The sequence below is a fragment of the Kluyvera genomosp. 3 genome, assembly GCF_011765685.1.
GTDB classification, from domain to species: domain Bacteria; phylum Pseudomonadota; class Gammaproteobacteria; order Enterobacterales; family Enterobacteriaceae; genus Kluyvera; species Kluyvera georgiana_A.
Window position 1 is genome coordinate 3,671,397 of the sequence record NZ_CP050321.1, and the last position, 14,303, is coordinate 3,685,699.

Annotated in this window: 10 protein-coding genes; 4 read left to right on the forward strand and 6 right to left on the reverse strand. The window is 58.6% G+C overall.

Annotated elements, in window-relative coordinates; translation table 11 throughout:
- Nucleotides 1–113 precede the first annotated feature (113 nt).
- Genes entF through fes form a run of 3 tightly spaced genes read right to left on the reverse strand, consistent with a single transcriptional unit; the run spans nucleotide 114 to nucleotide 5,413 of the window.
- A complete protein-coding gene (entF, locus tag GY169_RS17245) occupies nucleotides 114–3,977 on the reverse strand; it encodes an enterobactin non-ribosomal peptide synthetase EntF (protein WP_167576425.1) in 3,864 nt (1,287 codons plus the stop codon).
- The gene (locus GY169_RS17250) at nucleotides 3,974–4,192 is read right to left on the reverse strand and encodes an MbtH family protein (protein ID WP_163447694.1); all 219 of its coding nucleotides are present in this window, start codon (nucleotides 4,190–4,192) and stop codon (nucleotides 3,974–3,976) included. Before GY169_RS17250 ends, entF begins: the two co-directional genes overlap by 4 nt.
- A gap of 15 nt (nucleotides 4,193–4,207) precedes the next feature.
- A complete protein-coding gene (fes, locus tag GY169_RS17255) occupies nucleotides 4,208–5,413 on the reverse strand; it encodes an enterochelin esterase (protein WP_167577328.1) in 1,206 nt (401 codons plus the stop codon).
- A gap of 195 nt (nucleotides 5,414–5,608) precedes the next feature.
- Here fes and GY169_RS17260 point away from each other — a divergent pair, with 195 nt between their 5' ends.
- The 3 genes from GY169_RS17260 (at nucleotide 5,609) to GY169_RS17270 (ending at nucleotide 10,316) form a co-directional block, all read left to right on the forward strand.
- On the forward strand, nucleotides 5,609–7,885 hold the full coding sequence (locus tag GY169_RS17260) for a TonB-dependent siderophore receptor (RefSeq protein WP_167576426.1): 2,277 nt from the start codon (nucleotides 5,609–5,611) through the stop codon (nucleotides 7,883–7,885).
- A gap of 52 nt (nucleotides 7,886–7,937) precedes the next feature.
- On the forward strand, nucleotides 7,938–8,561 hold the full coding sequence (entD, locus tag GY169_RS17265) for an enterobactin synthase subunit EntD (protein ID WP_167576427.1): 624 nt from the start codon (nucleotides 7,938–7,940) through the stop codon (nucleotides 8,559–8,561).
- 192 nt (nucleotides 8,562–8,753) lie between these two features.
- On the forward strand, nucleotides 8,754–10,316 hold the full coding sequence (locus GY169_RS17270; protein WP_167576428.1) for an AbgT family transporter: 1,563 nt from the start codon (nucleotides 8,754–8,756) through the stop codon (nucleotides 10,314–10,316).
- A 78-nt stretch (nucleotides 10,317–10,394) separates the two neighbouring features.
- Here GY169_RS17270 and GY169_RS17275 read toward each other — a convergent pair whose 3' ends face one another.
- Nucleotides 10,395–11,711: an aspartate aminotransferase family protein gene (locus GY169_RS17275; protein ID WP_411908100.1), complete on the reverse strand. Its 1,317-nt coding sequence runs from the start codon at nucleotides 11,709–11,711 to the stop codon at nucleotides 10,395–10,397.
- A gap of 179 nt (nucleotides 11,712–11,890) precedes the next feature.
- On the opposite strand from GY169_RS17275, the gene GY169_RS17280 reads away from it, so the two are divergent.
- Nucleotides 11,891–12,655: an SDR family NAD(P)-dependent oxidoreductase gene (locus tag GY169_RS17280; protein ID WP_167576430.1), complete on the forward strand. Its 765-nt coding sequence runs from the start codon at nucleotides 11,891–11,893 to the stop codon at nucleotides 12,653–12,655.
- A gap of 220 nt (nucleotides 12,656–12,875) precedes the next feature.
- Here the strand turns inward: GY169_RS17280 and GY169_RS17285 are convergent, their stop codons facing one another.
- Both GY169_RS17285 and GY169_RS17290 read right to left on the reverse strand, forming a co-directional pair.
- Nucleotides 12,876–13,637, reverse strand: a complete 762-nt coding sequence (locus GY169_RS17285; protein WP_163447700.1) for an amino acid ABC transporter ATP-binding protein — start codon at nucleotides 13,635–13,637, stop codon at nucleotides 12,876–12,878.
- The gene (locus GY169_RS17290) at nucleotides 13,630–14,295 is read right to left on the reverse strand and encodes an amino acid ABC transporter permease (protein ID WP_167576431.1); all 666 of its coding nucleotides are present in this window, start codon (nucleotides 14,293–14,295) and stop codon (nucleotides 13,630–13,632) included. The genes GY169_RS17285 and GY169_RS17290 overlap by 8 nt, the downstream gene beginning before the upstream one ends.
- Nucleotides 14,296–14,303 lie beyond the last annotated feature (8 nt).

Below are 14,303 nucleotides of genomic sequence, written 5' to 3' on the forward strand. Positions count from 1 at the left end.
AGAGGGCCGGGGTGAGGGTACATCGCGCACATTTCCCCTCACCCTAACCCTCTCCCCAAAGGGGCGAGGGGATCAAACCGAACGCGCTTTCCGGACAGAGAAAAACCGAATCCCTACCCCAATATCTCCCGAATCACCGGCCCTATCGTCTCAAACGCCGCGGGCGTGATGATATCCACGTGCGCGCAGTCCTGGCTGTAAACCTCCAGTTCCCCCACCCATGGCCCCCATGCCGTCTGCGGGTCCGCCTGCCGGGTTTTCTCCGCCACAAACAGCGTCGCTTTCCCGTCAAACGTGGCGCTGTGCGCGGTGGTCAGCAGCCGTACCGCATCGGCATAGTTGCCTTCAATCGCGCTGAACAGCGCGCTGGACCCTTGCCCCTGCTGCGCGGCGATAAATGCTTCGCGTTCGCGGTTTATCTCCGCTAACACTGCCGGGTCGAGGCCGTTAGCCTCTTTTTCCGCCCAGTTTTGTGTCTCCGGCGGCCAGGTATCCAGCAGGCCGAGGAACGCCACCGTTTCACCGCGCTGGCGTAACCGGGCGGCGATGCCCTGCGCCAGCGTCCCACCGAGGGAATAGCCCAGCAGATAGTACGGCCCGTGTGGCTGCTGTGCCAAAAGCGTCGCCAGATGCTGCTCGCAGACTTCGTCCAGCGTCTGCGCCGTTTGCATTGGCCCTTCCGGGCGTGGCGACTGAATGCCGGTGATTGACCAGCGCGGCGACAGATAGCGCGACAGCACGCTGAACTGCCAGGCGAAGCCCGATGCCGGATGGAAGCAGTACAACGTCGGACCGTCGCCAGTGCGCAGCGGCAGCAGCGGCTCATAGCCCAGACGCATTACCTGCTCCTCATCGTCGCTCTCCAGCAACGCACTCAGTTTAGCCACCGTCGAGGAGACCATCACCTGCCCCGGCGTCACCTGACGCCCGCTACGCTGGCTGAGTATTGCCGCCAGACGCATCGCCAGCAGCGAGTGTCCGCCGAGGGCGAAGAAGTCGGCGTCGATATCCTGGATCTCACAGCCTAACAGCTGGCTGAACGCCTCGGCCACCTGCGTCTCTGTCGCCGACTGCGGCGCACGCCCGGCGGTTTTCTGCGTCAGCGACGGCAACGGCAGCGCCTTGCGATCCAACTTACCGTTGGCGCTGAGCGGCAGCGCGCTAAGCTGCAGCAACACCACCGGCACCATATGCGGCGGCAGTCGATCGCGCAATTGCGCCAGCAGCGCATCGGTATCCAGCGGCAGACCCGAAGTCGAGACCACATAGCCCACCAGTTGACGCGCATCGCCGCCGGTGGCAGCGGCCTGGTTAATAACGCAGGCGTGAGTGACCGCTTGCTCCACGTCTTCCAGCGTCTGCATCACCCGATCGATTTCACCCAGCTCAATGCGCTGGCCGCGAATTTTCAGCTGATCGTCGCTGCGGCCTAAATACTCCACCGCACCGCTATCCAGCCAACGCGCCACATCGCCGGTGCGATACATACGCTCGCCGGGAGCAAACGGGTCGGCGATAAAGCGGCTGGCGGTCAGGTCCGGACGCCCCAGATAGCCCTGCGCCAGTTGAATGCCGGTGAGATAGAGATCGCCTGCGACGCCAAACGGCACCGGGCGCATCATCGCATCAAGGATCCGCAGCCCGGTATTCCATACCGGGAAACCAATCGGCACGCTGTTGCCCGTTACCGCCGCCAGCGCTTCGCCATAGGCCGGGTACCAGCTCACATCAACGGCGGCTTCCGTCGGCCCATAAAGGTTGTGCAGCGGCACGTGAGTGAGCACTTCCCATTCCCGGCACAGCGCGGTCGGCAGCGCTTCTCCGCTGCAAAAGACTCGTTGCAGCGAACAGCAGCTGGCCGCCGTTTCCGGCGTCAGTGAGGCGACAAACGCCGCCAGCATCGACGGCACGAAGTGGGTCGTGGTGACGCCATATTGCGCAAAGAAGCGCTGCATCGCCAGCGGGTCACGGTGCGCCTCCGGCTCGGCCATCACCAGGCTCGCCCCAGCGATAAACGGCCACCAGAACTCCCACACCGAGACATCAAAACTGCACGGCGTTTTCTGCGCCACCACGTCGGCGGCGGTCAGCGGATAGTGGTTCTGCATCCACAGCAGGCGGTTAACAATCGCCTCATGACCCACCATGACCCCTTTCGGGCGGCCGGTCGAGCCAGAGGTAAAGATGATATAAGCAGTCTGTTCCGGCATCGCCAGCGCTAACGGCTGGTCATCGCTCGTCGCCAGCGGCGCGTTCAGGCACAGGCTGGAGATATTCGGGAAACGGTGCAGCTGATCGTCGGCGGTGATCAGCAGCGATGGCCGAGCGTCTTCCAGCATCATCTGCAGGCGGTCGTCGGGGTAACCGGTGTCCAGCGGCAGCCAGGCGGCTCCGGCCTCAACGATGGCATGCAGCGCCAGCGTCAGGAAGACGGAACGCGGTAACGCCACGGCCACACTGTCGCCGGGCTTCACGCCGCGCTGACGCAACACGTTTGCCAGCGCCACTACCTGCTGGCGCATTTCGCGGTAGGTAAAGCGGTAATGGGCGTCAACCAGCGCCACGGCATCCGGCGTTTTTGCCGCCTGAGCGGCAACCAGCGAACTCAGCGTTTCACGCGGCAGCGTTTTGCCCGTAGCGTTAATCTGCGCCAGACGATGATATTCATCACCGGAAAGCAGCTCGGCGTCGGCACAGCTTAAGGCTGGATTATCAGCAAACTGCTGCAATAATGCGGTTAAACGCGCGATATGTTGCTGCAACGTCGCTTTATCATAACGTTGTTGATTCGCCAGCACTTCCAGCGTCAGGCCGCCCTCTTCATCCGGGAACAACGCCAGCTCCAGATCGTTCACCGGTCCGGTCGCCAGCGTATGGGTGATGGCCGTCACGTCGTCGAAAGCCAGACGATAATCGAACATTTTGACGTTAAATACCGGGCCGAACAGCGCTTCATCACCGGCGGCTTTACCCGCATCACGGACAATCTGCTCGGCGTCATAGCGCTGATGGCGACGCATTTTTTTCAGCTGTGCTGAGAGACGTATCGCCAGCTCGGCCAGCGTCTCCTGCCCATTGAGGGTGACCGCCAGCGGCAGCACGTTCAGCACCGGGCCGGTGGCAGTTAACGCCGCGGAACCCAGGCGGCGCATAAAAATAAATCCTGCGGCGTATTCACTGCGCCCGCACAGACGTCCCAGCCACAGCGCCGTTAGCGCCAGCGCCAGATCGGCTGGCTGGCAGTTCGGCGCAGCCGCGCTCAGGCGGCTAAACGCCCGACGATCGGCGGTCAGCTTTAATCGCCAGATGGCGCTGCTTTGCGCCCGCCCCGGCAGCGGCGCGGGTGAGAATGAAGCGGGAGACGGCAGCGCTTTTCGCTGCTCGGCCCAGAAGGTTTTATCGCGCAAGTACGCGTCGCTATCGCGATAGCGCTGATATTCCTCCACCACTTCCGCAAACGGCGTGAACGCCGGTTCGGGCATCGCGTCACCGCGCTGCCAGGCCTGGTAAATGAGGCTTATCTGGCGGGTAATGGCCGGGAAGCTGAAACCGTCGACCAGCAGGTGGTGATAACGCTGATACCAGAACCAGCGCTTGTCGCCCACCCGGTAAAGGCGGTGGCAAAACAGCGGATTGCCGCTGTCGACGCGGCTGTTTTGCGCCAGGTCGGCCTGCATCCGCGCCAGCGCTTCCTGCGGCGGGTCGTCAAACGTACGTAAATCGTCGATCGACGGTTCGGCGATAACCAGGCTGTCGTCAACCCACTGCCACACTTCACCGTTATCTTCGCCAAAGCGCAAACGCAGCGTATCGGCCTGCATCATGCCAGCAGCAATCGCCCGCGCCAACAGCTCACCGTCTATTTCACCTTGTAATTCAACGTAATGCGCCACGCTCCAGGCGTTTGGCAGCGTCGAGAGCGCCTCCGCCATCCAGATACCCGGCTGGGCGGCAATCAGCGGTAAACGCGGGCTCATGGGCGGCCTCCGGTGGTGGCAAAATGGTCGGGGGTTAGCGTGGTCCAGTGCGCGCTTAACCAGGCGTTGCACGCCTCAAGCGGCTGCGGTTGGCAGACCACCGTCCAGCCCGCGGGTAGCGTGCACTGCTGAGGCCAAAGGCTAAACTGTCGCTGCGGGTTTTGCAGAAGGTAAAACAGCCCTTGCGCCACATCGAAGGGGTTACTGACTTGCATACCAAACTCCTGTCGTTAATCGCGCTCGCGGCCCCATAGGGTCATCAGCCCGGCGGTCAGCCCGCCGCGCCAGCAAAGCGCATCATGTCCGCCGTCAACCTGACGCCAGAAAATCGGCAGCTGCGTGTGCTGTAATTGGGCAAAAAGCGCCTGATTGGCGCGAAAAATGAGCGGCTCACGAACACCGGCTTCGAGCACGATGCGTAACCCCTGAGGCTGAACTTCGCCGCGCTGAAGCTGTTCCAGAATCAGGCCGCACTGGTGTCCTCCGCGGTGCGGCCACCAGTAAGAACCGGACTGGCTTAGCACGCAGCCAAATCGCGCCGGCCAGTGTAAGGCGGCGTACAGCGCCGACAGGCCGCCAAAACTCTGGCCAGCCACCACGGTGCGATCGGCACGTTCGCTGAAGGGCGCAATCGCCTGCACCTGCGGTAGCAGCTCTTGCTGTACCGCCAGCCAGAAGTCAGGGTTACACGGCAGCTCAATGCTGCGATGGGCGTTGTCGATGACATCAATCAACAGGTACACCGCCGGAGGCAGTTTGCCTTCGTCGGTTAACGCGGTCAGCGCGGGCCATACCGGCATGCTTTCAGCCCAGAACTGGCCGTCAAGCAGCACCGCCAGCGGACGCTCTTCGTCGCCCGCATCGCCGGTGGAAAAAATCCATGCCCGGCGCCGGTTACCCAGCCGTTCGCTGTGCCAGGTGATGCACTGCGGCGGGTTCCAGCGCGCGGCGGGCGTTGACCAGCCAGGCTGTTCCGGCGCCTGCGGCATCTCCAGCGCCGACACTGCGTGCCCGCGCCCGCCCTTCCAGCTCTGCGGATTGAGCGGGTCGGCGATTGCCTGCGGCAGCACCTTGCGCCAGCCTTCACGCAGCAGCATGCGGTCCGGTTCGGGTGTCGTGAAAATATCCGGGGAAAAATCATCTTCGCGCGCTGACGGCGCGAAGCAATAGCTGCCGCGCCAGGTCGACGGCAGCGAGGTGGTCCAGCACCACGCATCGGTGTGGTCAATGCGTCGCAGGGTTTGCGGCACAGAATTGTGGTGGTGATCGGTGACGCCGGTAATGTAAATCCACACCCGCCGAATCGGCGAAGTAGCCTCGCTTCCCGCCGGATCGCGCCACCAGAACGTCACCTGACATTCACCGTTAACACATTGATACGTTGGCCCTTTTATCGTCGCCCACCAGGCATCACTTCCTGTCGCTAACTTCCCCACCACGTTAACCCCATGTTTATTGTGGAATTTATTGTTACAGACTAAAATTTATTGATAATATTATTGATAACTATTTGCATTTGCAATAGCGTATTGGCGCGCAACTTTCACATGCTTTACGCATATAACCATGCCGGGGCTTGCCCTTTGGGACGGAGCTGTACGAGCCCCCGGCGACGAAAAGCAGGATACAAAATGAATAATAAAATCAAATCCCTGACCTTCCTGGTCAATTTGGGTATCTATGGCATGGCCGCTCCGGCCTTCGCCGCAGAAACAGACAGCAGCAAAACCGACGTCAATGGCGAAACCATGGTGGTAACCGCCGCCGAGCAGAACCTGCAGGCACCGGGCGTTTCCACCATCACCGCCGATGAAATCCGCAAACGCCCGCCAGCGCGCGATGTTTCTGAGATCATCCGAACCATGCCTGGCGTGAACCTGACCGGCAACTCCACCAGCGGCCAGCGCGGTAACAACCGTCAGATCGACATTCGCGGGATGGGCCCGGAAAACACCCTGATTCTGATCGACGGTAAGCCGGTCACCAGCCGTAGTTCAGTACGTCAAGGCTGGCGAGGTGAGCGTGATACCCGCGGTGATACCGGCTGGGTTCCGCCGGAAATGATTGAGCGTATTGAAGTCCTGCGTGGCCCAGCGGCTGCCCGTTACGGTAATGGCGCTGCGGGTGGCGTGGTGAACATCATCACCAAGAAAGGTGGCGATGAGTGGCACGGCTCCTGGAACACCTATTTCAATGCTCCAGAACACAAAGAAGAAGGTTCCACCAAGCGTACTAACTTCAGCCTCACCGGCCCGATGGGCGATGGTTTCAGCTTCCGTCTGTACGGTAACCTGGATAAAACTCAGGCTGATGCCTGGAACATCAACGATGGACATCAGTCAACGCGTACTGGTACCTATGCCGATACCATGCCTGCCGGGCGTGAAGGGGTAGAAAATAAAGACATCAACGGTCAGCTCCGTTGGGACTTTGCCCCAATGCAGTCGTTGGAATTAGAAGCAGGCTACAGCCGCCAAGGCAACCTGTACGCCGGCGATACCCAGAATACCAACAATGATAACGCTGGTAGTGGTCTGGTGAAAAAATACTACGGTAAAGAAACCAACCGTATGTATCGCCAGAACTATGCACTCACCTGGAACGGCGGCTGGGATAATGGCATCACCACCAGCAACTGGGCACAGTACGAACACACCCGTAACTCTCGTCTGGGCGAAGGTCTGGCCGGGGGACTGGAAGGACTGTTTAACAGCAACCAGTTCAGCGATACAGATCTGGCTGATGTTACGCTGCACAGCGAAATCAACATTCCGTTGGATTTTGTCGTTAATCAGAATCTGACGCTGGGTACAGAATGGAACCAGCAGAAGATGAAGGACTCCAGCTCCAACACTCAGACGTTCCTCGGTGGTAATATTCCTGGCTATAGCAGCACGGACCGCAGTCCATATTCTCAGGCTGAGATCTTCTCACTGTTTGCTGAGAACAACATGGAAGTCACCGACAGCACGATGCTGACCCCAGCGCTACGCTTCGATCACCACAGCGTTGTTGGTGAAAACTGGAGCCCATCGCTAAACCTGTCCCAGGGCTTAGGCGATGACTTCACGCTGAAAATGGGCATTGCCCGCGCCTATAAAGCACCGAGTCTGTACCAGCTCAACCCGAACTACATTTTGTACAGTAAAGGTCAAGGCTGCTATGCCACCGGTTCAGCCTCCGGTATTGGTTGTTACATGATGGGTAATGACGATCTGAAAGCGGAGACCAGCATCAACAAAGAGATTGGTCTAGAGTTCAAGCATGAGGGCTGGCTCGCCGGTGTGACCTGGTTCCGCAACGATTACCGCAACAAGATTGAAGCAGGTACCGTGCCGCTGAGCAGAACGTCAATCACCAAAGGTAAGACCACCACCTACACCGATATCTACCAGTGGGAAAACATTCCTAAGGCCGTTGTCGAAGGGCTGGAAGGGACACTAAATGTTCCGGTCAGCGAGACGGTGAGCTGGACCAACAACATCACGTACATGTTACAGAGTAAGAACAAAGAGACTGGCGAACGTCTGTCTATCATTCCTGAATACACTCTGAATTCAACTCTGAGCTGGCAGGTTCGTCAGGATGTGTCAGTACAATCCACCTTTACCTGGTACGGCAAGCAGCAGCCGAAGAAGTACGATTACCAAGGTAAACCTGTTACCGGTACTTCAGCCGATGAAGTCAGCCCGTACAGCATCGTGGGCCTGAGCGCAACATGGGATGTCAACAAAAACGTTAGCCTGACCGGCGGCGTAGATAACGTCTTCGACAAACGCCTGTGGCGTGCGGGTAACGCCCAGACAACTGGTGATATCACCAGCGCCAACTACATGGCAGGCGCAGGGGCTAACACCTACAACGAGCCTGGTCGTACTTGGTACATGAGCATCAACACGCACTTCTGATAATCTATCCCCTCACCCTCTCCCACGCGGGAGAGGGTTTTTCAGGAGCCGCATGAAGACACATCACAGTACCCTTCATACCTTACAGCGTATCGATTTTGACCCCGACAGCTTCACCCCTGGTGATTTACTGTGGCTGCCCCATCACGCGAAGCTTGCCCGCTCGGGAAAAAAACGCCAGACCGAGCACCTCGCCGGACGGATTGCCGCCGTGCACGCGCTGCGTGCATTCGGTGAAAAATCGGTGCCGGGAATCGGCAAGCACCGTCAGCCGATTTGGCCTGAGGGTCTGTACGGCAGCATCAGCCACTGCGGTAACACAGCCATCGCCATCGTCGCTCGTACCCCGGTTGGTATTGATATTGAAGCGGTCTTTTCGCCTCAGCTTGCCGATGAGCTGGCGAGCCATATTGCAAGCGAAGAGGAACTTGCCGTCCTGCGCCACAGCACGCTGCCCTTCCCGTTGGCGTTGACGCTGGCGTTCTCGGCCAAGGAGAGTCTGTACAAAGCGTTCTCCTCACAGTGCCCCGAACTTCAGGGTTTTCATGATGCCGTTACCATCAGTCTTAACGCGGAAACACTCGCCGTTGAGCTTCCCGCCCTTTCCCTCACTGCGTCACTACGCTGGCACGCCGTTGATGCGCAGCGAATCATCACCCTCTTCTCTCAGCGATAAATATGACCGGAAATCGAAAATAACGAATCAATAACCAGATAAAAACTGATAAACAAAACAAAAAATCAATAAACAGGTCACATATCAGTTTTAATACCTGAAAACATATAGTTTCCTTGCGTAATTACCCCTATGATTCCTCCGAAACATTCACACAAACAATGAAACAATTGTGCGAAATTAAGGAATCCAATGAATACGCAAACACGGACACGGAAAGAAGTGAGCGAAAGCCGACTGATGAGCGGCTTTCTCAATGCCATTGAAAAAGCAGGCAACCGTCTGCCAGAACCGGCGCTGATCTTTTTCTACTTTTTACTGGCGGTCATGGGCCTCTCGGCGGTGCTGTCGATGATGACCTTTGACGTGATCAACCCGATGACCCAGGAAGCCGTCAAGGTCAACAACCTGCTCTCCGCCGAAGCGCTGACCAACACGCTGGCCAATATGGTCACCACCTTTACCGGCTTCGCGCCGCTGGGGATTGTGCTGGTCGCCATGCTCGGCGTGGGCGTGGCGGAAAGCTCCGGCTTTATCAACGTAGCGCTGAAAAAGATGCTGCGCGTGACGCCGAAAAAACTGCTGACGCCAATGCTGATTTTCGTCGCCATGTTCAGCCACGTGGCGGCGGATGCGGGCTATGTGCTGGTGATCCCGCTGGGGGCAATTATCTTTATGTCCGCCGGACGCCACCCGCTGGTGGGGATTGCCGCCGCATTCTCCGGCGTGTCCGGCGGTTTCGCCGCCAACATGGTGCCAACCGGTAACGACGCGCTGCTGCAAGGGTTTACTCAGGCCGCGGCCCAGCTGCTCGACAGCACCTACATCGTCAATACCCTGTGTAACCTGATCTTTGGCATCGCCTCGTCTATCGTCATTACGCTGGTCGGCTGGTGGGTCACCGAGCGCATCGTCGAACCGCGCGTCAGCAAAATGACCATTGACGGCGACTTTAAGCACGATGAAGACATGTCCAACGTCACGCCGCAGGAAAGCCGCGCCTTTAACCGCGCGTCGCTGGTGATGCTGCTGGGCCTCGCCGCGCTGGCCGCCGCCGCCTGGCCGGAGGGCTCAATGCTGCGTGGGAGCGACGGCTCTCTGACCTCGTATAGCGCGCCGATCATGAAATCTATCGTGCCGCTGATTTTCCTGATCTTTATCCTGCCAGGTATCGTATACGGCTTTGCCTCCAGCACCTTTAAAACCGGCAAAGACGTCATTGGCGCGATGAATGACTCGATGAGTAAAATGGGCTCATACATGGTGATGGCCTTCTTCTGCGCCATGTTTATCAAAGCGTTCAGCGACTCCAACATCGGCACGCTGGTGGCGCTGGTGGGCGCGGACGGCCTGAAAGCGCTGGCGCTGCCAGGGCAGGCAACCATTATCGGGATGATTGTCCTGACGGCAGTGGTCAACCTGCTGATTGGTTCAGCGTCGGCAAAATGGGCGCTGCTGTCGCCGATTATGGTGCCGATGCTGATGGCGGTAGGGATTTCGCCGGAGCTGACGCAGGCGGCGTTCCGTATCGGTGACTCCTGCACCAACATCATTACCCCGCTGATGGTCTTCTTCCCGCTGATTGTGATCTACTGCCAGCGCTACGTGAAAGGTGCGGGCGTAGGCACGCTGGTCTCGATGATGATGCCGTACTCCATCGCCTTCTTCGTGGCGTGGAGCGCGCTGCTACTGCTGTGGTGGGGACTGGGTCTGCCGTTAGGGATCGCGGCGCCATATACCTGGAGCCCGAGTTAAGCATCAGGTTCAACGCAGCCCCCTCACCCTAACCCTCTCCCCAATGGGGAGAGGGAACCGCTTGTAGCCCGAACGAGGCTACACGGCTAAATGGGCAAAACGGCCCAGCACATCCTGCAATATCCCCAGCCCTTTTTTCACCTGTTCAGCGCTGATGGTACACGGCGGCACCACGTGAATGCGGTTTTCCACCACGAAACTCAGCAGCCCCGCTTCGGTTAACGCGCCTTTAATCTCCGCCATGTTCCCCGCCGCCAGCGGCGTTTTCTTCACCCGATCGCTGACCAGTTCCAGCGCCTGGAAGACGCCACGACCGCGAACGTCGCCCACCAGCGGCGAGCGCTCCGCCAGCGCTTCCAGCCCCTGGCGCAGCACACCGTTGCCGATCAGCGCCGCGTTTTCCACAATCCCTTCGTCTTTCATCGCGTCCAGCGTCGCCACGATCGCCGCCATCGCCAGCGGGTGGCCGGAGTAGGTCAAGCCACCAGCAAAGAAGCGATCGTCAAAATAGTGGGCGATCCGATCGCTGATGATCACCCCGCCTGCTGGTACGTATCCGGCGTTCACCCCTTTGGCAAAGGTGATCAGATCCGGCACGATGCCGTCCTGCTCAAAGGCAAACCAGCTGCCGGTGCGGCCAAATCCCGCCATCACTTCGTCAAGAATCAGGATGATGTTGAACTCGTCCGCCAGCGCACGAACGCCTTTCATATAGCCTTCCGGCGGCACCAGAATGCCCGCCGTACCCGGAATCGACTCCAGCAAAATGGCCGCGATAGAGGATGGGCCTTCGCACTCGATCATCCGCCGCAGATGGGCCAGCGCGCGGCGGCACTCTTCCTGCTCGCTGGTGGCGTTAAATTCGCTGCGGTACAGATACGGGTTAAAGAAGTGAACGTGGCCGCGCGAATATTCGTTCGGCACCCGACGCCAGTCGCCGGTGGCAGCAATCGCGCTGCCGGTGTTGCCGTGATAGGACCGGTAGGCCGACAGCACTTTGTCACGTCCGGTATACATGCGCGCCATGCGGATGGCGTTCTCGTTAGCGTCGGCTCCGGCGTTGGTGAAGAACACTTTGCTAAACCCTTCCGGCGCGAGGCCAATAATACGCTTCGCCGCCTCGCCGCGCGCCAGGTTGGCGGTTGCGGGCGCAATCGTCACCAGCGTCTCCAGTTGCTCCTTCATCGCCGCCAGCACGCGGGGGTGCTGATAGCCCAGGTTAACGTTTACCAGCTGGCTGCTGAAATCCAGATAAGTTTTGCCGTCGTAATCCCACAACTCACAGCCTTTCGCCCCGGCAATCACCAGCGGGTTGAGGTTGCCCTGCATTGACCAGGAATGAAAAACATACTCTCTGTCCAGTTGGCGGACGGCCTGATTGTTTAACTCTGTCATCGTCGTTCCTCGCATAGCGTTGGCGTTGATTCATCATGTCGTCGACAGAAAAAAAAGTGATAGAGCCAGTGTAGACCGACGGCTGTGACAACGTGTCACATCGCCGCGCCGCGACTGTCTCTCGGCAGGTCTCGCCGGGGTTTTTATAGTGACCGGAACAACCTGCACAGGAGAGCACAATGCAACAACGTAACGTGGTGTTTATTACCGGGGCGACCTCCGGCTTTGGGCAAGCGGCAGCGCACGTGTTTGCGCGGGCGGGCTGGGCACTGGTATTAAGCGGCCGCCGACTGGCGCGGTTACAGGCGCTACAAAACGAACTGGCATCGCGGGTGCCGGTGCATGTTATCGAACTGGACGTGCGGGATAGCGCGGCGGTGGCGTCAGCCGTCGCCGCCCTGCCGCTCGAATTTGCCGACGTCACCACGCTCATCAACAATGCCGGTCTCGCGCTGTCGCCGCAGCCCGCGCAGAAGGTGGATCTCGCGGACTGGCACACCATGATTGATACCAATGTCACCGGGCTGGTCAACGTCACGCACGCGCTGCTGCCCACGCTGGTTCGCCACGGCGCAGGGGCAAGCATTATCAACATTGGTTCGATAGCCGGGCAGTGGCCGTATCCGGGTAGCCATGTGTATGGCGCCAGCAAGGCGTTTGTGAAGCAGTTCAGCTATAACCTGCGCTGTGATCTCTTAGGCACCGGCGTGCGCGTCACCGATCTGGCGCCGGGTATTGCGGAGACGGAGTTTACGCTGGTGCGCACTAAGGGCGACCAGGCGGCATCCGACGCGCTGTATCGCGGTACCACGCCGCTGTCGGCGCTGGATATCGCCGAGCAGATGTTGTACATCGCGACGCTGCCGGATCATATGAATATTAACCGCGTGGAGGTGATGCCGGTGCGTCAGGCCTGGCAGCCGTTTGCCATTGACCGGGATTAGCGCGGTGCACGTTCCCCCTCACCCTAACCCTCTCCCCCAATGGGGAGAGGGGACTGTGCGGTGCGGTTTATGGGTTAGTTGCAGGTTTGCAAGGGCCTGGTTTTCTCCCTCTCCCTTACAGGGAGAGGGGACTGTGCGGTGCGGTTTATCGGTTAGTTGCGGGTTTGCAAGGGCACGCTTTTCTCCCTCTCCCTTCCAGGGAGAGGGCCGGGGTGAGGGTTTAGCGGCTGCTTTGCAAAAATTGTCGCACACGCTCCGATTTTGGCTGGCTAAAGAAAACTTCCGGCGGCGCCTTCTCAATCAATATCCCCTTCTCCAGAAACACCACTTCATTCGATACCTGACGCGCAAACTCCATTTCATGCGTCACCACCACCATGGTGTAACCTTCCGCCGCCAGCGACTTCATGACGCTGAGTACTTCGTTAACGCGCTCCGGATCCAGCGCTGAAGTGGGTTCATCAAACAGCAGCACCTCCGGCGACATCGCCAGCGAGCGGGCGATGGCCACGCGCTGTTTCTGCCCACCGGAGAGCGTGATGGGGTAGGCATCCGCCTTATGATCCATACCCACCTTTTTAAGCTGTTGGTCGGCAATCGCGCGCGCTTCCTCGCGCTTCATCCCCTTCACGTGCAGCAGCGCCTCCATCACGTTTTGCTGCACGGTGAGATGCGGCCACAGGTTAAAGCTCTGAAAAACCATCCCCACCCGCTCGCGAATCTTCGACAGATCGCGGTGCGACATCGCTTTCCCGGTCTGTTCATTCACGCCGATGCGCTGACCGCCGATACGAATTTCACCGCGGTCCGGCTGTTCCAGCCAGTTCATACAGCGCAGCAGCGTGGATTTACCCGAACCGGACGAGCCGAGAATACTGACCACCGTCCCCTTCTCCACCGTCAGATTGATGTCGCGCAGCACCTCGACGTTATCAAACTGTTTGGAGACATTTTTGACGCTGACCGCCGTGGTATCAGACATGGCTCATTCCTCTTCTTTCGCTATAAACAGTCAACCGTTTCACCAGCAGCTCCAGCACGATACTGATGGCCCAATACAGGGCAATGGCCACAATAAAGGCATTAAACGGAATAAAATAGGTCGCCTGCACGCTATTGGCGGCAGCGGTAATCTCCTGAACGGTAATAATGCTGAGAAACGCGGTATCTTTCAGGCAAATAATGAGCTGATTACCCAGCAGCGGCAGTGCGGAGGAGAAAATGTTGGGCATCACGATGCGACGAAAGATCGTGTAGCGAGAGAATCCTTGCACCACGGCGGCTTCAATATAGCCATGGGAAAATACCCGTCTCTGGCTACGCAGAATCTCAAAAAAATAAGCACCGTGATAGATAATTAATGCCACTAACCCTGCCGTCCAGGCGTCAAGACTCAACCCCAGTTCTGGTAATCCGTAATACAGCAAATAGGCCAGAATCAGGAATGGAATCGCCCGCATCAGGTTTACAAACCCCATAATCACGTTGTTCAAAACCCGCTTCTGGTATTCCGTGACGTAGCACAGGACGGTACCAATCAATAATCCGCAGACGGCGGCGATAATAAACAGTTCCAGTGTCGCCAGTAGCCCGGTAATAAACTTGTCGTGCTCGGCCCAAATAATTGCCCATTGATTCATCAGTCCTC